This is a genomic window from Citrobacter sp. VF227, from assembly GCF_052950715.1.
In genome coordinates, this window is record NZ_JBRFVF010000002.1 from 703,446 (window position 1) to 725,074 (window position 21,629).

At 49.8% G+C, this 21,629-nt stretch carries 19 protein-coding genes; 5 read left to right on the plus strand and 14 right to left on the minus strand.

The window, feature by feature from the left end:
* The first annotated feature begins 289 nt into the window (after window positions 1-289).
* From allD to allE, 3 genes are read left to right on the plus strand one after another with little or no spacing between them, the layout of a single operon-like run.
* Window positions 290-1,339 (plus strand): ureidoglycolate dehydrogenase, encoded by a 1,050-nt coding sequence (gene allD, locus ACU8YC_RS10840; protein WP_446895326.1) that lies wholly within the window; start codon window positions 290-292, stop codon window positions 1,337-1,339.
* A 21-nt stretch (window positions 1,340-1,360) separates the two neighbouring features.
* Window positions 1,361-2,596 carry an allantoate deiminase gene (gene allC, locus ACU8YC_RS10845; RefSeq protein WP_252837965.1) on the plus strand — a complete coding sequence of 412 codons (1,236 nt, stop codon included), beginning with the start codon at window positions 1,361-1,363 and terminating at the stop codon, window positions 2,594-2,596.
* A 10-nt stretch (window positions 2,597-2,606) separates the two neighbouring features.
* Window positions 2,607-3,392: a (S)-ureidoglycine aminohydrolase gene (gene allE / locus ACU8YC_RS10850; protein WP_370618800.1), complete on the plus strand. Its 786-nt coding sequence runs from the start codon at window positions 2,607-2,609 to the stop codon at window positions 3,390-3,392.
* An 80-nt stretch (window positions 3,393-3,472) separates the two neighbouring features.
* Here allE and glxK read toward each other — a convergent pair whose 3' ends face one another.
* From glxK to allA, 10 genes are all read right to left on the minus strand, one after another.
* On the minus strand, window positions 3,473-4,621 hold the full coding sequence (gene glxK, locus ACU8YC_RS10855) for a glycerate 3-kinase (protein WP_252838138.1): 1,149 nt from the start codon (window positions 4,619-4,621) through the stop codon (window positions 3,473-3,475).
* 21 nt (window positions 4,622-4,642) lie between these two features.
* The gene (locus ACU8YC_RS10860; RefSeq protein WP_446895327.1) at window positions 4,643-5,941 is read right to left on the minus strand and encodes a uracil/xanthine transporter; all 1,299 of its coding nucleotides are present in this window, start codon (window positions 5,939-5,941) and stop codon (window positions 4,643-4,645) included.
* Window positions 5,942-5,999: 58 nt separating this feature from the next.
* A complete protein-coding gene (gene allB, locus ACU8YC_RS10865) occupies window positions 6,000-7,361 on the minus strand; it encodes an allantoinase AllB (protein WP_446895328.1) in 1,362 nt (453 codons plus the stop codon).
* 72 nt (window positions 7,362-7,433) lie between these two features.
* Entirely contained in the window at window positions 7,434-8,894 is a 1,461-nt protein-coding gene (locus tag ACU8YC_RS10870; protein ID WP_446895329.1) for an allantoin transporter, read from the minus strand.
* Between the two features lie 97 nt (window positions 8,895-8,991).
* Window positions 8,992-10,242, minus strand: a complete 1,251-nt coding sequence (locus tag ACU8YC_RS10875) for an MFS transporter (RefSeq protein WP_252837961.1) — start codon at window positions 10,240-10,242, stop codon at window positions 8,992-8,994.
* Window positions 10,243-10,310: 68 nt separating this feature from the next.
* A complete protein-coding gene (gene glxR / locus ACU8YC_RS10880; protein ID WP_252837960.1) occupies window positions 10,311-11,189 on the minus strand; it encodes a 2-hydroxy-3-oxopropionate reductase in 879 nt (292 codons plus the stop codon).
* A gap of 101 nt (window positions 11,190-11,290) precedes the next feature.
* Complete coding sequence (gene hyi / locus ACU8YC_RS10885) at window positions 11,291-12,067, minus strand: hydroxypyruvate isomerase (protein WP_187252882.1); 777 nt, start codon at window positions 12,065-12,067, stop codon at window positions 11,291-11,293.
* Between the two features lie 12 nt (window positions 12,068-12,079).
* Window positions 12,080-13,861, minus strand: coding sequence for a glyoxylate carboligase (gene gcl, locus ACU8YC_RS10890; protein ID WP_187252883.1), 1,782 nt, complete (start codon window positions 13,859-13,861; stop codon window positions 12,080-12,082).
* 84 nt (window positions 13,862-13,945) lie between these two features.
* Window positions 13,946-14,767: an HTH-type transcriptional repressor AllR gene (gene allR, locus ACU8YC_RS10895; RefSeq protein ID WP_370618804.1), complete on the minus strand. Its 822-nt coding sequence runs from the start codon at window positions 14,765-14,767 to the stop codon at window positions 13,946-13,948.
* A 75-nt stretch (window positions 14,768-14,842) separates the two neighbouring features.
* Window positions 14,843-15,325, minus strand: coding sequence for an ureidoglycolate lyase (gene allA / locus ACU8YC_RS10900; protein WP_003835778.1), 483 nt, complete (start codon window positions 15,323-15,325; stop codon window positions 14,843-14,845).
* 226 nt (window positions 15,326-15,551) lie between these two features.
* Here allA and allS point away from each other — a divergent pair, with 226 nt between their 5' ends.
* Window positions 15,552-16,478, plus strand: a complete 927-nt coding sequence (gene allS, locus ACU8YC_RS10905) for an HTH-type transcriptional activator AllS (RefSeq protein ID WP_187252884.1) — start codon at window positions 15,552-15,554, stop codon at window positions 16,476-16,478.
* A 69-nt stretch (window positions 16,479-16,547) separates the two neighbouring features.
* Entirely contained in the window at window positions 16,548-17,642 is a 1,095-nt protein-coding gene (gene mnmH, locus ACU8YC_RS10910) for a tRNA 2-selenouridine(34) synthase MnmH (RefSeq protein WP_370618806.1), read from the plus strand.
* On the opposite strand, the gene ACU8YC_RS10915 is transcribed toward mnmH, so the two are convergent.
* The 4 genes from ACU8YC_RS10915 to ACU8YC_RS10930 all read right to left on the minus strand — a co-directional run bounded on the left by ACU8YC_RS10915 (window position 17,639) and on the right by ACU8YC_RS10930 (window position 21,579).
* A complete protein-coding gene (locus ACU8YC_RS10915; protein WP_003831085.1) occupies window positions 17,639-18,298 on the minus strand; it encodes a methionine ABC transporter permease in 660 nt (219 codons plus the stop codon). The genes mnmH and ACU8YC_RS10915 overlap by 4 nt on opposite strands.
* Window positions 18,291-19,307 carry a virulence-associated ABC transporter ATP-binding protein SfbB gene (sfbB, locus tag ACU8YC_RS10920; protein WP_446895330.1) on the minus strand — a complete coding sequence of 339 codons (1,017 nt, stop codon included), beginning with the start codon at window positions 19,305-19,307 and terminating at the stop codon, window positions 18,291-18,293. The genes ACU8YC_RS10915 and sfbB overlap by 8 nt, the downstream gene beginning before the upstream one ends.
* Window positions 19,308-19,370: 63 nt before the next feature.
* Window positions 19,371-20,201 carry a MetQ/NlpA family ABC transporter substrate-binding protein gene (locus ACU8YC_RS10925; protein ID WP_151224881.1) on the minus strand — a complete coding sequence of 277 codons (831 nt, stop codon included), beginning with the start codon at window positions 20,199-20,201 and terminating at the stop codon, window positions 19,371-19,373.
* 244 nt (window positions 20,202-20,445) lie between these two features.
* On the minus strand, window positions 20,446-21,579 hold the full coding sequence (locus ACU8YC_RS10930; protein ID WP_187252888.1) for a porin: 1,134 nt from the start codon (window positions 21,577-21,579) through the stop codon (window positions 20,446-20,448).
* Window positions 21,580-21,629: the final 50 nt, after the last annotated feature.

The window sequence follows — 21,629 nt, forward strand, 5'->3', positions numbered from 1 at the left end:
GCAATTGCACGAGTAGTGTTAATGTGGAACTCAAGGTATATATCTGACATAGCAAATAGAGTGACTGATATCACATACAATTTATTAGCAAAAGAATTTTAATAACCCCCCAAGGATTACATGTTATTTTCTAATGGCATTATTTATTTAAAAAGAAAAGGCAAACCAACGCTGATTATCAAATAAATTCTAACTATATTTTTTTGCCTATCTGGATCACATATTAGATTTATTTTCCCGGTATGTTAACGGCAGTCATGCTTCACACCGTCGTTAAAAAGGAAGACAGATGAAAATCAGTCGGGAAACACTCCACCAGCTTATCGAGAATAAGCTTTGCAAGGCCGGACTAAAACGTGAGCACGCCACAACGGTTGCCGAGGTATTGGTTTATGCCGATGCCAGAGGCATTCATTCTCATGGCGCCGTACGCGTTGAATACTATGCCGAACGCATTTCAAAAGGCGGCACCAACCGCGAACCCACATTTCGTTTTGAAGATACCGGTCCCTGCACAGCGATTTTGCATGCCGATAATGCCGCAGGGCAAGTCGCAGCAAAGATGGGTATGGAGCATGCAATTGAAATTGCTAAAAAAAATGGCGTCGCTGTTGTCGGCATTAGCCGAATGGGACACAGCGGAGCCATTTCTTACTTTGTACAGCAAGCCGCCCGCGCAGGCCTGATTGGACTCTCTGTCTGCCAGTCCGATCCGATGGTCGTACCGTTCGGCGGCGCGGAAATTTACTACGGAACCAATCCGTTAGCCTTCGCAGCGCCGGGGGCTGGCGACGATATCATGACCTTCGATATGGCGACGACGGTGCAGGCCTGGGGCAAAGTTCTGGATGCCCGCTCACGCAACGAACTAATCCCGGATACCTGGGCTGTCGATAAAAATGGCGCGCCGACCACCGATCCTTTTACGGTTAATGCGTTGCTTCCCGCCGCCGGGCCGAAAGGCTATGGTCTGATGATGATGATCGATGTGTTATCCGGGATTCTGCTGGGATTACCGTTTGGTCGTCAGGTCAGTTCTATGTATGAAGATCTCCATGCTGGACGTAATTTAGGCCAACTGCATTTAGTGATTAACCCCGAGTTTTTCTCCTCCAGCCAATTATTTCGTCAGCATCTCAGTCAAACCATGCAAGAGTTGAATGCCGTTAACCCTGCGCCTGGTTTTAAACAGGTTTATTACCCCGGACAGGATCAAGATATTAATCAACGCAATGCCACCGTTCATGGCATCGACATTGTTGATGATATTTATCAATACCTGATTTCCGATGCTCTCTATATCAAGTCATACGAAACAAAGAATCCCTTTGCACAATAATTATTGAAACAGGAATTTCATATGATTAATCATTTTCGTCACGCAATAGAAGAAACCCTTCCCTGGCTCTCTTCCTTTGGCGCCGATCCATCCGGTGGGATGACGCGCCTGCTGTATTCACCAGAATGGCTTGAAACACAACAGCAATTTAAAAAACGTATGGATGCCAGCGGTCTGGAAACACGCTTTGATGAAGTGGGTAATTTATACGGTCGCCTGCGCGGGAGTGAATCTCCGGAACAGGTCATTTTAAGCGGCTCGCATATTGATACCGTCGTCAACGGCGGCAATCTTGACGGCCAGTTTGGCGCGCTGGCGGCGTGGTTAGCGATTGACTGGCTTAAAACCACCTACGGCGCACCGCTGAAAACGGTCGAAATGGTCTCGATGGCGGAAGAAGAAGGCAGCCGTTTCCCGTATGTCTTCTGGGGCAGCAAGAACATTTTCGGGCTGGCAAATCCCGATGATGTCCGCAACATTCAGGACGCCAAAGGTACACGATTTGTTGATGCAATGAACGCCTGCGGCTTTACTCTCCCCGCAGAGCCGCTTCACGCGCGCACTGACATCAAAGCTTTTGTTGAATTACACATCGAGCAAGGGTGCGTGCTTGAAAGCAATGGTCAGTCCATCGGGGTCGTCAGCGCGATTGTCGGCCAGCGTCGCTATACGGTGACGCTGAACGGCGAGTCCAACCATGCAGGTACAACGCCGCTAAGCTATCGTCGCGACACTGTTTACGCCTTCAGCCGCATCTGTAGCCAGTCGATTGAGAAAGCCAAGACACAAGGTGATCCTCTGGTACTGACCTTTGGCAAAGTCGAGCCGCAGCCAAACACCGTCAACGTGGTGCCAGGAAAAACGACCTTCACCATCGATTGCCGTCATACCGACGCCGAAGTACTGCGCGATTTTACACAGCAACTGGAAAATGACATGCGCGCTATCTGCGACGAAATGGATATCGGCATTGATATCGATTTGTGGATGGACGAAACGCCGGTTCCGATGGACAGCAAACTGGTCGCAACCCTCACCGAACTGTGTGAAAAGGAACAGCTGAACTACCGTGTAATGCACAGCGGTGCCGGCCATGATGCGCAGATTTTTGCTCCCCGTGTGCCTACCTGCATGATTTTCATGCCCAGCATTAACGGTATCAGCCACAATCCTGCTGAACGCACAAATATTAACGACCTTGCCGAAGGGGTCAAAACTCTGGCATTAATGCTTCACCAACTTGCCTGGCAGAAATAAGGAGTCAACAATGGGATATCTGAATAACGTCACGGGTTACCGCGATGATTTACTGGCTAACCGCGCAATTGTAAAACACGGTAACTTCGCCCTCTTAACCCCCGATGGACTGGTTAAAAATATCATTCCGGGTTTTGAAAACTGTGACGTCACCATCCTCTCAACGCCGAAACTGGGCGCATCGTTTGTTGATTATCTGGTGACAGTTCACCAAAGTGGTGGTAACAAGAGCGGTTTCGGCGGCGAAGGCGTTGAAACGTTCGTCTATGTTATCTCCGGTAAAATTGAGGCGAAAGCGGAAGGTAAAACATTTGCTTTATCGCAGGGGGGATATCTGTATTGCCCGCCAGGCGAGCTGCTCACTTTTAGTAATGCCCAGGCTGAAGACAGCCACCTGTTTTTATACAAACGTCGTTACACGCCTGTAGCGGGCCATTCGCCGTGGCTGGTCTCCGGTAACGCCAATCAGTTAGAACGTATCCATTACGAAGGCATGGATGACGTGATCCTGCTGGATTTTCTGCCTAAAGAATTGGGCTTCGATATGAATATGCACATATTGTCATTCGAACCGGGCGCCAGCCACGGTTATATCGAAACTCACGTCCAGGAGCACGGGGCTTATATTCTTTCAGGCCAGGGCGTTTATAACCTCGACAATCAGTGGATCCCGGTGAAAAAAGGTGACTACATCTTTATGGGCGCTTATTCACTGCAGGCCGGGTACGGCGTGGGTCGCGGTGAAGCATTCAGCTACATCTACTCCAAAGATTGCAACCGGGATGTTGAGATCTAACGTCGTACTATCCTCCTGATACTTTTTTTATTTAGCTATGTTGGGTTTTGCCACGGTATATACCGTGGCTTTTTTTATGCTTAACGCAGAGCCACCGCCTGCCCCAGTTTCATCGCACAAGCGATATTACGCGCGCAGTGATAGAGATTGGTTTCGCCGTTCGTCAACACTTCTGCTAGCGGTGCGAGACGCGGTAGAATACTGAATACCGCATCGATACCATGATCGTGAACCACCTCTACGCCTTCACCCAACACCCCGGCGATGCCGATAACGGGAACGTGATGCCGCATGGCTACCGACGCTACGCCTATTGGCGCTTTGCCACCGACCGTTTGCGAATCAATACGCCCTTCGCCGGTGATAACCAGCGCCGCGCCCTGGATTGCCTGCTCTAACTTTACAGCCTGCAACACAATCTCGATCCCAGGTTTCATGCTGGCCTGCAGGAAGATAACCGCAGCAATCCCCATTCCTCCAGCCGCTCCGCCGCCTGCCACCTGAGCAACATCCTCACCGGTCAGCGTTTGAAGCACACGGGCATAGTTGATTAATCCTTCTTCCAGCCTCTCAACCATCTCAGGCGTCGCCCCTTTCTGTGGGCCGAATACCCTTGCCGCCCCACGTGGGCCAACCAACGGATTATCAACGTCACAGGCGACGTCAATGCGACACGCTTTCAGCCGCGGATCGCAATGCTGCAGGTCGATACACGCAAGGCGAGACAAACTCCCTCCCCCTGCACTTAATGACGCACCTTGATCATCCAGAAAACGAACACCAAGCGCCTGTGCCATCCCCATTCCGCCATCAACTGTCGCACTCCCGCCGATACCAAGAATAATATGTCGAATACCGGCATCCAGCGCATGGCGAATCAGTTCACCAGTGCCGTAGCTTGAGGCCTGCAGTGGATTGCGCGCATGCGGTTCGATCAGCATCAGCCCACTCGCCGCCGCCATTTCAATAATTGCGGTTTTACCATCCCCGGTCAGGCCATAAAATCCCATAACTTTTTCTTCCATCGGCCCGCTGACTTCCACAGAGATAACTTTCCCGCCTGTCGCCGCAACCATCGCATCTACAGTTCCCTCACCGCCATCAGCAACCGGCAAACAAATATATTCTGCATCCGGGAATATAGCTGAAAATCCGGCTTTAATTGCCTGGCAGCATTGGTCAGCGCTTAAGCTCTCTTTAAATGAATCTGGCGCAATTACAATTTTCATCATCAATCCTTTTTCATCATGTTATTTAATGCGTTCCCATGGAATGAGATTTTCCATAAGCACCGCCAGTAAAATTCCCACCAACAAGCCATTACTCAGTAATGGCCGAATCGTCAGCGGAAGATCTTGTAAATAAACCGGAGGAAGCCCCATCAAAAAAATGCCGACAAATAGCGGGAGCGCCAGTCGATAAATATTGCGTGCGGTAAATGTGATTTGTTGGCTAAAAACCAGACCGGAATAGAGCAGTGGAAGATAAGAAACCAACATCACGGCACTGCTGATGGCCAGCGGAATGGCACAAAATAAGCGGGTTAGCGGCGTAACTATCGCTACGAATAAGCATAATACGCTGCCACAAATAAATGATTTTCGCGAGCTGTCGCCGGTCTGTGTTAACAAGCCAATAGAAGAGACAAAGGGCGAAAATGGAATAACAGCAAAAGGGACTGTCACCAACGTCATAAAACCGGAAATGATAAAACTGCGGCGATAACGTGAACTGCTGGAGCCTTGCTGCGCATAAAAGACATCCGTGCCACGCACTGCGCCATAGGTATTACTGACATTCACCAGGCCGGTGATAACGGCCGTCAGAATAATTCCCGGTAAAAGTTTGCCGTGGCTGCCTAACGGAAACCATTGCCAGCTTGATTCACCAGCCGGCAAGGTCATTGATGGAAAACACAATCGCCAAAGCCCCCATCCCACTATCGCCCCCACCAACAGGGCATAGCGCGAGATCCGCTGTGGTAAAAAGATGATCATCGCAAGAATGAAGCACATCACGGCAACGGCCAGGCTAAAGGGCACCAGTTGAATTTTGACGCTGGTATCCGCAATACCAAAGGGTAATCCCAACATGCCCTTAAAAAAGATGGTGGTCAGTTGCGCACCGAGCAGCAGCATAAAGAAGACCATCACCGTTGGGGTAAAAAGTCGGGCTAATCGGTGCCCTAAGCCGCTAAAGCCGATAATCATTGTCAGTACAGCAGAAATAACAATGCCAACAGACAGACTGGTAGCAATATCATTGAGTGGCGTCCCACGTGATGCTTCAGCCAGGGTAATCGTCAGAATGGTTCCCCACCATAAACCGGTGGGGCCTTCCATAATAGCTCGGCGATGGCCACAAATTACCTGCGCCAGACAGGCCAGCGACGTCGTTAAAAAAGCGTACTGTGTGAGCATTAGCAGATTGCTCACAGGAAGATGAAAAGCAGAAACCAGCGTTGGCGGGACCACGACCGTATTACAAAAAATAAAGAAAAACCACTGAAAGCCGGACAACAAACTTTCGCGATTAATAACAGGAAGCATATTCATTCCTTAAAATAGAGAATGCCCGCCAACATGACGGGCATTAATTCACATCACATTATTGTTGATGTTTAAGGATAAATTGACCTTTTGGCGAAACAGGAAAACCCTGCTCAATGTCATAAATAACATCACCACGCAGAATAGTTTTCGTAATGCGCGCGCCAATTGTACGGCCTACATACGGGCTAACTTTATGGCGATATTCCAGGTCTTCGCTCTTCAGAACGTATTTGCTGTCCGGTTGAATAAAGACGAAGTCGGCATCTTTACCCGGGGCAATACGTCCTTTCTGCTTCAGACCAAAAATATCGGCGGCATTGGTTGCCATCAATTTCGCGAACAGTGGCAACGACATACCGCGTTTTTGCACCGCTTCATCAAACATAACGTCCATGCAACTTTGCAGTCCGGCAATGCCGCCCCACGCCTGCATAATATTGCCGGCCTTCATTTCCGGCGGGCATGGAGAGTGGTCGGAAACCAGGCAGTCAATTTCACCGTTAAACAGCTTTTCCCACATACCTTGCTGATTTTGCATATCGCGGATCGGCGGAGAACATTTCGCCAGGGTACCAATCTCTTCAAACTGATCGGTATCCAGTACGAAATAATGCGGGCACGATTCGCAGGTCACATCCTGACCTTCCTGACGGGCACGGGTCACTTCTTCCACGCCTTCCGGGCTGCTTATATGACAGACGTGCAAGCGACAACCAGCAACTTTAGCCAGATACAGTACGCGACGAATCGCCTCCACTTCGGTAAAAACCGGGCGTGAGGCCACATAATCATGCGCCGTCACGCGACCTTCACGTTTTGCTTCCGCGCCAAGCTCGTCACAGATGAGCGCATTTTCGCAATGCACCAATACCGTCTGATTCATTTCCGCCAGCTTCTGCGCGCCTTTGTAGAACTGCCAGTCGTTCACGTCGCGGAAATCATTATCGATACCGCGGTCACCACAGGTGGCAACAAAGCATTTAAAGCCAACGACACCGACTTCATCCAGTTCGTGCAAACGATCGAGGTTATAAGAAACCAGACCGCCAAGCTGCGCGGCATCAATGGTCAACTTACCTTTGGCCGCATCAAATTTCAGTTCGATGGTTTCACGATCCACCGTTGCAGGCAGCTGGTTGAGGGGCATTTCGATCATCGTGGTGATACCGCCTTTTGCAGCGGCACGCGTCCCCGTCTCATACCCTTCCCAATGAGTACGACCTGGCTCAGAGATATGGGTATGTGCATCCACCATGCCTGGTGAAACCACCAGACCCGTCGCATCCATAACCTGCTTCGCCTCACCCAGATTCTCGCCAATGGCGGCGATTTTTCCAGCCTGGACGCCAATATCAATAATGCGAGCTTCATTCTCTAAAATAACAGTACCGTTCTTAATAATTAAATCAAAAGACATAACGAACTCCTTGTATGGATACAGATAATTTTTATAAATAACTCACGTTTAAATCAGCGCTTACTGATTTCATCACATCTGCCCTGTGGCTTTTTGTGCTTCGGCTGACTCAGCAACCGATCTTTTCTTCAGCAAGGCATAGGCGACAAATGCGACAATAACACCAACAAACCACGACACTCGCGATAACGGTTCGAGGAGAGGAATAAATTTCCCGCCCAGTGAAAGAATGACTGCCACTAACGTTACGGAGAAAGCTGTCAGATTAAATCCGTTTTCATAATATTGGTAATCACCGCTGGCGGTATATAATTCATCAAGATTAATTTTACCGCGCATCACGACAAAATAATGCGCTAACATAACGCCAATAACGGGACCAAGCATTCCACCAATGATATCCAGAAACAGATAAATACTGCTCTGATTTTCCATTAACTTCCACGGACAAATCAGCACACTAATAATACTGGCAATCAATACACCGTTTTTATACGTTAATTTAGTAGGTACAATGGCGGCAATCTGATAACCAGCCGGAATAATATTACCGGTAGCGTTCGTAGAGATTGTCGTCATCAATATAACCAGCACCGCAAAAAACGAAGCAAATAAGCTGTCCCAACGTTGAACGATATCCAGAACATTCCACGTATCCATTCCGTAATGAATACTGGCTCCGGCGATAATACACACGCTGGCAATGGCAAATAGCACGTATGCGACAATGAGACCCAGCGTCTGACCCAACGCTTGTTCACGAAATGAGTGGGCATTTTGCGTGAAGTCGGATGCGCTTACCGCCGGAGCGGCCCATACTGCAACGACTGCGTTAATCACTACCAGGAACAGAAATCCGCTGTTACCCGCCTTTTGCACACCACTGGGAATGTAGTCCAGAATCGGGCCAATTCCTACCAGAGATATCGCCCAGATAGCCATCCCACCAAATACAATGTAAATGCAGGGGTTGAGAATTGCAGTAAATTTATTTAATACCTTACCACCACCAAAACCAATGCCGACATTAATGAGCCAAAACATAAGAAATGTAATCAGTCCCGGCAGAGAAAGTCCAAATAAGGTAAAGTCACCACCCAAAGTTAAAAAACCAGGCCATATCTTGCCAATCAGAATAAGAAAGGCCAACGATCCGGCATAACACTGTAGACCGAACCACATAATTGCGGCAATCCCCCCTCTTAATAACCCGGGGAACAGCGATCCACGTACACCATACGAGCCACGCAAAATCATGGCAAAAGGTACACCGTATTTACTTCCGGCTGCACCGTTCATTACCATAACTAACGCAATAAATAATGCACTAATAACAATAGCCAGCATGATGCTGAATGTTGAAAGTCCAAGAATAAAGAATCCGCCAACCATAACGTAATTAGGTACGTTATGCACAGAACCCATCCATAATGTAAAATAGTTGAATGTTTTCCAATTTCGTTGCTCGGCCGTTTTTGGTAATAAATCTTCACTATAACCACGTTGTTGGTATAGATCTCTTTGATGTTCCATAAATCCCTCTTGTCACGTATCGGATAACGTTGTAATGGGTTTAGCTATGCGGAACAAAAACAATCAAGAATTAAGTTAAATAGTTTTAATTATGTTTTTATGCTGAAGCAATGACTGTCGTTGCTTTCTTTTTATATAACGTGACGGCCGCAAAAATAAACGTTCCGGTAACAACCAGACAAGCAGAGATAACAAAGCTTATTTCTTTAGATCCAGTCAAATCAGAAATAAATCCGGTTAATGTTGGCGCAATAACCGCTGAGCTCATACCAAAGAAGTTAAACAAGCTAAATGCTCTGCCCAGCGTTTTGGATGACGCTTGTTCAGAAACAAAGGAGATCAGAATCGGATCCACCGCCATTTTGCCCAGTAAACCGTACAGAGTCAGGCTGACCATCAGCATAGTGGTATTTGGCGATAGCACCGTAAATACCAGCATTGCGGCGGCCATAATTTCCAGACCAAGAATGACTTTAACTTTGCTGTTGCGAAACTTATCGGACAGATGGCTAAAGAACAATGCGCCCGGGACACCCACCACGGCGACAAGCGCCGAGGCCACCCCAATCGCGCCACCGTCAAATCCCCTTTCAGTCTGCAGATAAGACGGAAGCCAAGTCACGATCAGGTAATAGCCATAGCAGGTACAGAAGTAGAGGAAGTACACGCTACATAACAGACCCGAAAACAGCGGCGGGCTCTTTTCTTCTGACGCCGTTACCGTTTGAATTTTCTGGTTTGCAGCAGATACTTCAGTTTTTGCCTTACCACGAATAACCAGAGTGAATACGCACAGCATCACCACCAGAATGGCTGCAACCAGAAACAACACATTTTGCCAGGCCATGCTCATGCTTTTTACCAACACGCTGGAACCGATTAACCCGATCCCCATCCCAATTGCTGAGCCACTATTAATAATGGCGTTAGCCAGTGCCCGACGAGCCTGTGGGACATTTGCTGAAGAGAGTGAATACGCAGAACTAAAGAACGAGGCGCAGCCCGCACCCGCCATTAGCGAACCCGCATAAATCATCACCAGCCCAGTGGCTTTTGCAATACTCAGCGTACCAATAATAAACAGCGTAAACCCACACATCAGCATAATTTTCTGGCCAAACTTATCTACCAGAATTCCACAGGGAATTTGCATACTGCAATAGGCGAAGAAATAGAAACTGGCGATAGCACCTATTTCAGCATTGCTGACATTACCCAGCGATGCCTGGATCTCAGGATAAATAGGCGTGAGCACGGTGCGATATATCCATATTGCCACCCAGCCCAGACTCATTACGACGACAATCTTCTTCCAGTATTCAATACCGGATGTTTTCTTTTCACTCATGACATGCACCTTTCCAAAGTGTGTCTGATTAAAATGTATCGCTGCAGTAATTGCAGCGATACCAATGATCATGACAATTTATGATTTGCCATTAATTCCAACGCCTGAACCATAGCCGAGTGATCCAACTGGCTCCCTCCATTCGCGGCACAGGTATTAAATAATTCCTGACAGGTTGCCGTATTAGGCAAATTCAATGACAGTGCCTTGGCGCTTTGTAATGCAAGATTGAGATCTTTTTGATGCAATGCAATTTTGAAACCAGGATCAAATGTACGCTTGATCATCCGCTCGCCATGAACCTCTAGAATACGGGAAGAAGCAAATCCGCCCATTAATGCCTGACGCACACGAACGGGATCCGCGCCAGCTTTCGAAGCAAAGACTAATGCCTCTGAAACCGCTTCAATATTTAAGGCAACGATAATTTGGTTAGCCACCTTACATGTTTGCCCATCACCATTACCGCCGACCAGCGTGATATTTTTACCCAAAATATCAAACAGCGGTTTGACCCGTGCAAATACATCTGGCTCACCGCCAACCATAATGGATAAGGTACCTTCGCGAGCCCCAATTTCCCCGCCAGAGACGGGCGCATCGAGATAATCTCCGCCCAACTCACTAACCTGTTTCGCAAAACGTTTTGTTTCAATAGGAGAGATAGAACTCATATCGACAATGGTTTTTCCCTGCAATACGGTTTTGGCACAACCCTGTTCGCCAAAAAGCACTTCTTCTACCTGCGGCGTGTCAGGAACCATTATAAAGATGATGTCTGCGAAATCAGTTACCTGACGCGCAGTTTCAACATTAACAGCCCCCAATGACAGCAATTCGTCCGCAACCGGACCAATGGTCGTGACATGTAATTGATGTCCGGCGCGAGCCAGATTGACAGCCATTGGCGACCCCATAATACCCAGGCCAATAAATCCCAGTTTCATTTTTAACCTCTTATATCTCTGTCGGTTTTGCTGAATTCAGGCAACACGATCCCCTTCCAGCAAGGTGGAAAAAAATAGCGATGCCTGAAATCCCTTACAAATTATCGATATTGATTAATCCACGATAATCCCGCTTCGGTGGTGGTCAGTGGTTTATATTCACAACCAACCCATCCGTCATAACCTGATTTATCGATAAACTTAAAAATAAAGTCATAATTAATTTCACCAGTCCCCGGTTCTCCACGACGAGGGTTATCGGCAATTTGCAAATGACCTATTTTATTTGCCCATGTGGTCATGGTCTGGGTTAATTCCCCTTCCATACGCTGCATATGGTAAATATCGTACTGTATCTTGATATTATTGCTACCGACGCTATCGATTAAAGCCAGCGCCTGCTGAGTCCCGGTGAGATGGAATCCAGGAATATCAAAATGGTTGATCGGTTCAATCACCAATAAAATATCTTCTTTCGCTAACGTATTTGCCGCATAGCGCAGGTTTTCCACCAGCGTCTGCTGGATCTGTTCGGCAGAAAAACCCGCAGGTGTTTTACCCACCAGGCAATTGATCTTCTTATTACCGAGCCCTTTCGCATAGCGAACAGCTGACGCGACACCATCGCGAAATTCTTCTTCGCGACCCGGAATACAGGCGATGCCCCGCTCACCCGCTGCCCAGTCTCCTGCCGGGAGATTGTGCAGCGTATGCTCCAGCTTATTGGTCTGCAGTTTTTCCTTTAATACATCAATATCGTAATCGTAGGGAAACATAAACTCTACGCCACGAAACCCCGATTGTGCCGCTTTATCGAAGCGTTCAAGAAAACTGTATTCCAGAAACAACATGGAAAGATTGGCTGAGAAACGTAACATCTGTCACCCCTTCTATTCGTATTTCATAAAACAGGTTTCGGTTGGCGCATCCATCGCACCGTCTGCAATCTCTTCAAACTCGGTAACATTATCCAACTCGCTGCCCATAGAGATGTTGGTCACACGCTCAAGGATCACTTCGACCACAACCGGAACGCGGTACTGCGCCATCAGTGCCTTGGCTTGTTCAAACGCCGGAGCCAGATCTTCAGGTTTAAATACGCGGATGGCTTTACATCCTAATCCCTCTGCCACTTTGACGTGATCAACGCCATAGCCGTTTACTTCGCTGGAGTTGATGTTTTCGAACGCCAGTTGGACGCAGTAATCCATATCAAAAGCGCGCTGCGACTGACGAATCAGGCCGAGATACGCGTTGTTGACCAGTACATGTATATAAGGAATGTTGAACTGCGCGCCCACCGCCAGCTCTTCGATCAGGAACTGGAAGTCGAAATCACCGGAAATCCCAACGACATTACGCGTTGGATCGGCCACACAAACCCCTAATGCCGCGGGCAGCGTCCAGCCAAGGGGGCCTGCTTGACCGCAGTTGATCCAGTGACGGTCTTTAAATACGTGCAGCATTTGCGCGGCAGCAATTTGCGATAAGCCAATAGTCGTGACGTAACAGACATCACGGCCAAAGGCTTTATTCATCTCTTCATACACACGCTGCGGTTTAACCGGGACATTGTCGAAGTGGGTTTTACGCAGGAGCGTCCGCTTACGCTGCTGGCATTCATCAACCCAGGTATTCCGGCAAGGTAAACGGCCTGCTTTCTGCATCTCCTGAGCAACGTCAATCAACAAAGTCAGCGCGGCTTTGGCATCCGAAACGATACCTAAATCCGGACACAGGACGCGGCCGATTTGCGTCGGCTCAATATCGATGTGAATGATCTTGCGACCTTCGGTATATTTCGCGACAGAGCCGGTGTGTCGGTTAGCAAAACGGTTACCAATACCGAACACCATATCGGAGGCCAGCAGCGTGGCGTTGCCGTAACGATGTGCCGTTTGCAGCCCCACCATTCCGGCCATTAACTCATGATCGTCCGGGATGCATCCCCAGCCCATCAGCGTAGGAATTACCGGTACGTGGGTTAATTCAGCAAAGCGTTGCAGCAGTTCGCTGGCATCAGCATTAATCACCCCGCCTCCAGCCACGATGACCGGGCGCTCAGCCTGAATCAGCATCTCCAGCGCTTTCTCAATCTGTTTGCGACTGGCTGCGGGCTTGTAGACTGGCAGCGGTTCATACATGTCTGGATCGAATTCGATTTCTTCAACCTGAATATCAAAAGGCAAATCGATCAATACTGGACCAGGACGACCAGAGCGCATTAAATGGAATGCCTGCTGCAAAACCCTAGGAAGCAGCGCAGCTTCACGCACCGTTACCGCCATTTTGCTGACCGGCTTGGCAATAGATTCAATATCAACAGCCTGAAAATCTTCCTTATGCAGGCGAGCGCGAGGTGCCTGGCCAGTAATGCATAAAATAGGAATAGAATCGGCAGAAGCGGAATACAGCGCAGTGATCATGTCAGTGCCTGCCGGACCGGAAGTGCCAAGGCAGACGCCAATGTTTCCTGCCGTCGCACGCGTATAGCCTTCCGCCATATGGGAAGCGCCTTCAACGTGACGAGCCAGAATGTGACGGATGCCTCCGTGCTTACGCATTGCGGAATAGAACGGGTTAATTGCCGCCCCCGGAACTCCAAATGCGGTGGTGATGCCTTCTTTTTCCAGCACATACATTGCCGCGTCAACGGCTCTCATTTTTGCCATTTTCTTTCTACCTCTATTTATTGGAAAAATTTTCCAACTTTGAAAAAATCCAAAAAAGTCCCGCTCCTCTGAGCGGGTTGCGACTTAAGCTACGGGGGCTTTTAAACCCAGCGCCGTACTGATATCTCGTGCAGTATCCCGTACCAGCTCCCCCTGACTGATAAAACGATCTTCTGTCAGTCTGGATGCGGGCCCCGAAATAGAGATGGCAGCAACGACACTGCCTGCATCGTCATAGATAGCTGATGCGATGCAATTCAAACCAATAACATGCTCTTCGTGATCGACGATATAACCATTGTCACGCGCCAGTTCCAGATTGCGCAGCAGAGTAGGAAAATCCACCAACGTGTTCGGCGTAAACTGCTGTAACCCCTTTTTCACGACGATGTCCATTAACTCTTCTTCCATCAACGGATAAAGCAGCGCTTTTCCCGCACCGGAAGCATGTAACGGCATACGACTGCCTAAAGGTGCGCACATTCTGACCATCGATTTGCACTCCTTCTGACCAATCAACACCGCTTCGGTGCCATTGCGAATCGCGACATTAACCGTTTCGCCTGACAGCAGCATTAATCGGTGCATAAACGGTCCGGCTACCGACAGGACGTCGCGATTATGAATATACGCGGAGCCCACGTTAAATACGCCTAAACCGATGTGCCACCAGCCTAACTGGCTGTCCTGATAGACAAAATCAGCACCCTGTAAAACCTTCAACAAGCGAAAGGTCGTAGAGAGCGGCAAATCCAGACTGGCGGAAATATCGCTCACTGACGAACTGCCTCCACTTCTTTCGAGGTACTGCAAAATCGCAATGCCTCTCTCAAGCGCCTGAGCGCCTTTCTGCGCAACCGGCTCCGCCTGCCCTGGCCTGCCGCGCCGTCTTACTTCCGTCTCCACTACGTTTACTCCGGCCCAAAATATGAGCATAAACAATGAACAATATGCGCATATTAAGCAAGAAGGCCGAAAGCGTCACGCAAAACAGAGCTCATGTGTCGGGATACTTTCAACATCGCAATTATCGCTGCCGCCGCGATCGACCGTAAGAAAATCGGTTACGGTTTGCCAAGCAAACAGCGGGTGATGCCAGACATTTCGATGATAATTCACGCCCTGTTGGCCATTGGTAATAAAGGCTTTTAAGGTGGAAAGGTCAGGTTTGTCCTCACCGAGTGCGACAATCACCACAAACGCTTCGCCATTCATTGGCATAAATGCCTGGGTGCCTAATGGGTGGCGCTCCAGCTCATGCACAACAATCGGCATTGCTGCCGGTTGCGCGCGATTGATACTGATGAGGGTGCGATCCTGATTAAGGATCTCCACATTGGCCAGATCGTGATAACGCTCAACAAGCCCATCATTGATATGAAAAAAATCACGTTTATGCGTCTCGATGACATCGCCATAGGCGCTGAACGTGTGCTGATTTAACGGTAAGACCTCAAGTTTCATCATTATTTCCTTGTAACTGAATTCCGCTGAACCGCGACCAGAACACATAGCGGCTTCAATACCATGCAATCTAAAACCTTCGTGATTTAACATCAACACAAAATTGGAAAAATTTTCCAAAACTAGATTTAGACCACAATTTAAACAAGGCCATTATGCAAAAATACTTATAAATCAGAGAACAAGAAATCAGGTTTGTAGAAGAACATTAAGGGAGTAGCTGACGATGTTTGACCCGGAAACACTGCGTACCTTTATCGGCGTTGCCGAAACGGGGAGTTTCTCCAGGGCGGCGGAGCGCTTATGTAAAACCACAGCCACCATCAGCTATCGTATTAAGCTTCTGGAAGAAAATACCGGCGTCGCGCTGTTTTTTCGTACAACCCGAAGCGTGACATTAACTGCCGCAGGATCTCACCTTCTTTCACAGGCAAAAGACTGGCTCGCCTGGCTGGACAGCATGCCCAGCGAATTGCAGCAAGTGAACGACGGCGTGGAGCGCCAGGTGAATATTGTAGTTAACAACCTGCTGTACAGCCCTGAAGCCGTCGCACGCTTGTTATCCTGGCTTAACGCACGCTATCCCTTTACTCAGTTTCACTTTTCCCGGCAAATTTATATGGGCGTGTGGGATTCACTCCTGTATGAAGGGTTCTCGCTGGCCATCGGCGTTACTGGCACGGAACCGATGGCCAACACCTTTACCCTCGATCCTTTGGGTTCTGTTCAGTGGCGATTTGTTATGTCAGCGGACCATCCACTGGCAGACGCCAGCGGTCCATTGACAGAAGCCCAACTTCGTCGTTTTCCGGCGATTAACATTGAGGACAGCGCGCGGACTCTGAGCAAACGGGTCGCGTGGCGCCTTCCCGGTCAAAAAGAGATCATCGTTCCGGACATGGAAACCAAGCTTGCAGCGCATCTTGCAGGAGTCGGTATTGGATTCGTACCGCAACCGATATGCCAGCCGTTATTGGATAGCGGGCACTTGGTCAGCTGCATCATCCCCACTATGCGTCCCCCTTCCCCCTTAAGCCTTGCCTGGCATAAGTTCGGTGCGGGTAAGGCCGTTGAAGATATTGTGACACTGTTTACCCAGCGAAAACCCGAAATCGCCGGGTTTTTAGCAATTTTCAACAACGCACGCAATTGAAAATCAAGTCATCCTCTCATTTGGCGCGTAAAATGGTACGCAGGATGATTTGAGGTTTCGTTTTTTACTATGCAATACACACAAGCAATACAGGACTATCGCGCAATTCTGCTCGCCGGTACGCCTTTAATCGATGTACGCGCCCCCGTCGAATTTCAGCAGGGCGCAATGCCGGGTGCAATAAACCTTCCCTTAATGAACGATGACGAACGTGCAGCCGTGGGTACCTGTTATAAACGTCAGGGGCCTGAGGCCGCCCTCGCGCTTGGCCATCAACTGGTCTGTGGCGAGACTCGCCAGCGACGCATGAAGGCCTGGCTGGATGCCTGTCGTCAAAATCCTGCGGGCTACTTATGCTGCGCGCGCGGCGGCCAGCGGTCGCACATTGTGCAGCAGTGGCTACACGAGTCCGGCACTGACTACCCGCTAATACAAGGCGGTTATAAAGCGTTGCGTCAGGCGGTGATTCAACTGACTGAAGAACTGGTGCAAAAACCGATCGTCTTAATTGGCGGCTGTACCGGGAACGGTAAAACGCAGTTAGTGCAACAACAGCCGAACGGCATTGACCTCGAAGGTCTGGCACACCATCGTGGATCTTCTTTTGGCCGCACCGTTGAACCGCAGCTGAGCCAGGCAAGCTTTGAAAACCTGCTGGCGGTCGAGATGCTGAAAACCGACAGCCGTCAGGCGCTGCATCGCTGGGTGCTGGAAGATGAAGGCCGCATGATTGGCGCCAATCATTTGCCCGAATGCCTGCGCGAGCGCATGAGTCAGGCATCTATTGCGGTGGTCGACGATCCTTTTGAGCTACGCCTTGAGCGACTACGTGAAGAATATTTTGTGCGCATGCACCACGATTTTACCCACGCTTATGGCGATAGTCAGGGCTGGCAGGAGTACTGTGAATATTTGCATCACGGCCTGTTTGCTATCCGCCGCCGTTTGGGTTTACAGCGCTTTGCCGAACTGAACGCCCTGCTCGACGTCGCCCTGCAAGAGCAACAAGCCAACGGCAGTACCGACGCCCATATGGGATGGCTGGTACCGTTACTCAACGAATACTACGACCCAATGTATCGCTACCAGCTAGAGAAAAAAGCCGCGAAAATCGTGTTTCGCGGCTCATGGCAGGACGTAAATGACTGGCTCCAGGCGCATTAATGCCGGTCACGCTTATCCGCGCGTTTTGCCAGCCAGTCGCCCAGCACCTGTACGACCTGCACCAGAATAATCAGCGCCACCACGGTGACGATCATGACCTGGGTTTCGTAGCGGTAATAACCAAAGCGAATCGCCAGGTCGCCGACTCCACCGCCGCCAACGATACCGGCCATTGCGGAGTAACCGATCAGACTCACCAGCGTTATCGTCAGCCCACGCAGCAGTCCCGCGCTCGCCTCAGGTAACAGAACGGTGCAAATGATGCGCATCGGGCTGGCACCAAAAGCTTCCGCCGCCTCAATAATGCCTTTATCGACTTCGCGCAGCGCGCTGTCGACCAGACGGGCATAGAAGGCGATAGCCGCCACCGACAGCGGAACCGATGCCGCAATCGGCCCGATGGTATTCCCGAGCAAAAACTGGGTGAGCGGTAGCAGCAGCACCAGCAGGATCACAAACGGCACCGAGCGGATAATATTCACCAGCACGGAACTGAGCAGATACACAAAACGGTTCTGCCAGAATAAATGCCGATCGGTGACGAAAATAAGAAAACCGAGCGGCAAACCGCCAATAATAGCCAGCACCGTTGAGATGCTCAGCATCTGGAAGGTTTCATTAAACGCCAGCGTCAAATCAGGCAATAAATCATCCACGAATCACCTCCACTTGAGCAGTACGTTGACGAATATGTTCCACGGCAACTTCAACCGCAGAAGGGTTATGCGGCGCGGTCAGTTGCACCACCAGAATCCCCAGCGCACGTTCGCCGATATATTCAATTTTGCCGTGCAGAATGTTCACCGCCACGCCAAATTTAACCGCGACTTCTGATAAAACCGGCTGTTCCACCGAATCACCGATGAACAGAATTTTTAACAGCTGACCCGGCAGGTGCTGGCGCAGACGTTCAGGTAGCGTCAGGTTGAGGGTATGCGACACCAGTTGTTGAGTGAAAGCGTGCTGCGGGTGAGCAAAAACATCAAACACCTCACCAGACTCCACCACCTTGCCACCGGACATCACCGCTACGCGATCGCAAATGGATTTGATCACGTTCATCTCATGGGTGATCAGCACGATCGTGATCCCCAACTGTTGGTTGATCTGCTTGAGCAATGTCAGAATTGTTGCTGACGTTTCCAGATCCAGCGCGGAAGTAGGTTCATCACACAACAGCACATCCGGGTGATTAGCAATCGCACGGGCAATACCCACGCGCTGCTTTTGCCCGCCGCTGAGCTGAACCGGAAAACGGTTTGCTTTATCCGCCAGCCCGACCAACGCCAGAATCTCCGCAACGCGTGGAGCGATTTTGCTGCGCTCCCATCCGGCAGCCTTCAGGCTGAAAGCAACGTTTTGCGCCACGGTGCGGGTATGCATCAGGTTAAAATGTTGAAAAATCATACCGATACGCTGACGCGCTTTGCGTAAATGCCCCCCCTCGAGCGCAGAGATCTCCACGCCATTCACTTTTACGCTTCCCTGGCTCGGGCGCGTTAAGGCGTTGAGGGTGCGCAGCAGCGTACTTTTCCCCGCGCCACTGGTCCCGACAATACCGAATATTTCACCTGCGCCAATGTGCAAGCTGACGTCATCAACCGCCCGGGTTGATGTTCCACGGCCTGCGGCGAAGTCCACGCAAACCTTTTCTATCTCAATCATACCCACCTCAGAAATGCGAAAAGGGCAGTCGCCGCTGCCCCTGTTAACCCTTGTGCGCAGCGATTATTGGGCTGACGACATCCATTCCGGTTTCTGGAAGGCGCTGTAGATATTTTTCGGGTCGTCGATCACGGCGCGATACGCCGGGGATTTCACCGCCTCCACAATATCTTTCGCGAACGGTTTATCCGCATCTTCGCTGCGTACCGCGATGATATTTTTCAGATTTTCATCCAGGTGCTCTTGCTTGATGGCGCTGGCGAGATCCAGTTTTGCCGCCACGGCAAAGTTACCGTTGACCAGCGCGCCGGTCACGCCGTCCAGCGTACGCGGCAACTGCGCGGCTTCCAGCGGTTTAAACACCAGGCCTTTCGGATTGCTGGCGATATCGCGCTCGGAGGCTTTAGTCGGGTCGATGTTATCTTTGATGGTGATAAGGCCAATAGACTGCAGGAAACGCAGACCGCGAGCCAGGTTAGTGGGATCGTTGGAAAGCGTGATCACATCCCCTTTTTTCAACTCATCCAGGCTTTTGATTTTATGCGAGTAAAAGCCCATCCCGGCCGTTGGGACCACAATCAGCTTGCTCAGCTTCAGGCCTTTATCGGCGGTGAATTTGTCAAAGTAGAGCGAGTGCTGGAACAGATTGGCATCAATGCTGCCGTTGGAGAGCGCCATGTTCGGCTGCACGTAGTCGCTGAATTCGCGCACCACAACCTTATAGCCTTTCTCTTTCAACGTAGGGGCAATGGCTTGTTTTACCATATCGCCGTACGGCCCAGGTGCGACGCCAAATACGATGGTGTGTGGATCACTGTTCGCATGAGCAAATTGTAATCCGCAGGCCAGTAACAGCGCTCCGGTCGCGACGCGTAAACTCTGACGCAATCCCATAATCTCTCCATTTTAACGTTGTGGTGTCATGTCTCACGCCGTTCTTGCGGCGTTGTTCTTGTTGGCCTGTCAACAGGCTGATTGTTAACATGACACAGATCACAACCTGCTGTCCTTGAAATTATTTCATGATGTTGCGAGATATGTCGTTGAATGTACGCGGAAGGCACTTATGGTTTTTTAACAAAGGAGAGTAAAAAACCGGATAACCTTTTGGTTACCCGGTTTTGGCAGGGAAATTGACTTAGAAGTCGTAACGCAGACGGACCAGATTCATGTCGCCCAGATTATCGGTGCTGGAAGTGAAGACGTGTTCGTAATCCACACGGAAACCGTAATCCAGCTGGAAGCTGATACCCACACCGTTGTCGGTGCGCAGGTAGTTACGACCATTCACGTATTCAATACGATCGCCCATAAAGTATGGCTGCACGGATTTCAGCGCATACTGACCAACCGGGAAGGTGTAACCCGCGAAGTATTCCAGACCCCAGGCATCACCGGCAAAATAGTCGTTAACCGAGACTTTTTTGGTGGTCATGAAGTTCTGATACCAGCCGCCGCCCATGGAGAACGTCCAGTTGTCCGGTTTCCAACTCAGCGCAGTACCGACAATGTTTTGATCGTAGGTTTTGCTGGTGTTACCACGCATTTCCGCGCGAGTATAGTTCCACGCCGTACCCCAGGTCAGGTCATCAGTGATGTGGTAATCCACACCCAGCGAGCCACCACCTTTACGCTTGTAGCGCAACCCGTTGTTCGGGTTGTAGTCATCGCTGAACAGATAAGACGCGTAAAGATCGACATCACCTACCGTATTTTTATATTTCAGTGATTTACGTGTACGATAAGAACCATCATAGTCGCCATTGATACCGTTACCCGGTGCCTGGCCGATCATGTCGTAGTCCCAGATATCCGTTTTTGCCCCCACCACATCATAGTAAATGCTGTTCTGTTGACCGAAGGTCAGTGTCCCCCAGGTCGCGCTCTTCAGACCGGTGTACAGCATACGACGCGTGGTATCATTGGCACCGTTAGCATAGTGATTGTCCCAGTTGAACATCGCCGGGAAGTTAACGCCCAGCTCGTAGTAGCTCACCCAACTGATGTCATCAAACAGATAGTAGTCAGCGGCGAAGCGGAAACGCGTTCCACCGTCGAAGCCATTACGCTTGTAGCCATTCTTACCATCGTCACCGGCCATATTCTGGAACTGCGGACGAATACTCCCACCGACGGTGAAGTTAAGACGGCTCAGCGGGTTGCCCGCCTGCGGATCTTGTTTCAGGATCGTGATTTCCGCCTGGGAGGCGAAGGTCGTTAATGCCACTGCTGCGCCAATCGATACCGCCAGCGCCGTTTTTTTTATAGTCATTATTTGTACCTTGATAGATAGCCTGCCAATTATTCAGCATACAAATATTA

Bases quoted from the DNA above. Each gene is read 5' to 3' on its own strand.
- allD (WP_446895326.1), top strand. From the start codon at position 290: ATGAAAATCAGTCGGGAAACACTCCACCAGCTTATCGAGAATAAGCTT.
- allC (WP_252837965.1), top strand. From the start codon at position 1,361: ATGATTAATCATTTTCGTCACGCAATAGAAGAAACCCTTCCCTGGCTC.
- allE (WP_370618800.1), top strand. From the start codon at position 2,607: ATGGGATATCTGAATAACGTCACGGGTTACCGCGATGATTTACTGGCT.
- glxK (WP_252838138.1), bottom strand. From the start codon at position 4,621: ATGAAAATTGTAATTGCGCCAGATTCATTTAAAGAGAGCTTAAGCGCT.
- ACU8YC_RS10860 (WP_446895327.1), bottom strand. From the start codon at position 5,941: ATGCTTCCTGTTATTAATCGCGAAAGTTTGTTGTCCGGCTTTCAGTGG.
- allB (WP_446895328.1), bottom strand. From the start codon at position 7,361: ATGTCTTTTGATTTAATTATTAAGAACGGTACTGTTATTTTAGAGAAT.
- ACU8YC_RS10870 (WP_446895329.1), bottom strand. From the start codon at position 8,894: ATGGAACATCAAAGAGATCTATACCAACAACGTGGTTATAGTGAAGAT.
- ACU8YC_RS10875 (WP_252837961.1), bottom strand. From the start codon at position 10,242: ATGAGTGAAAAGAAAACATCCGGTATTGAATACTGGAAGAAGATTGTC.
- glxR (WP_252837960.1), bottom strand. From the start codon at position 11,189: ATGAAACTGGGATTTATTGGCCTGGGTATTATGGGGTCGCCAATGGCT.
- hyi (WP_187252882.1), bottom strand. From the start codon at position 12,067: ATGTTACGTTTCTCAGCCAATCTTTCCATGTTGTTTCTGGAATACAGT.
- gcl (WP_187252883.1), bottom strand. From the start codon at position 13,861: ATGGCAAAAATGAGAGCCGTTGACGCGGCAATGTATGTGCTGGAAAAA.
- allA (WP_003835778.1), bottom strand. From the start codon at position 15,325: ATGAAACTTGAGGTCTTACCGTTAAATCAGCACACGTTCAGCGCCTAT.
- allS (WP_187252884.1), top strand. From the start codon at position 15,552: ATGTTTGACCCGGAAACACTGCGTACCTTTATCGGCGTTGCCGAAACG.
- mnmH (WP_370618806.1), top strand. From the start codon at position 16,548: ATGCAATACACACAAGCAATACAGGACTATCGCGCAATTCTGCTCGCC.
- sfbB (WP_446895330.1), bottom strand. From the start codon at position 19,307: ATGATTGAGATAGAAAAGGTTTGCGTGGACTTCGCCGCAGGCCGTGGA.
- ACU8YC_RS10925 (WP_151224881.1), bottom strand. From the start codon at position 20,201: ATGGGATTGCGTCAGAGTTTACGCGTCGCGACCGGAGCGCTGTTACTG.
- ACU8YC_RS10930 (WP_187252888.1), bottom strand. From the start codon at position 21,579: ATGACTATAAAAAAAACGGCGCTGGCGGTATCGATTGGCGCAGCAGTG.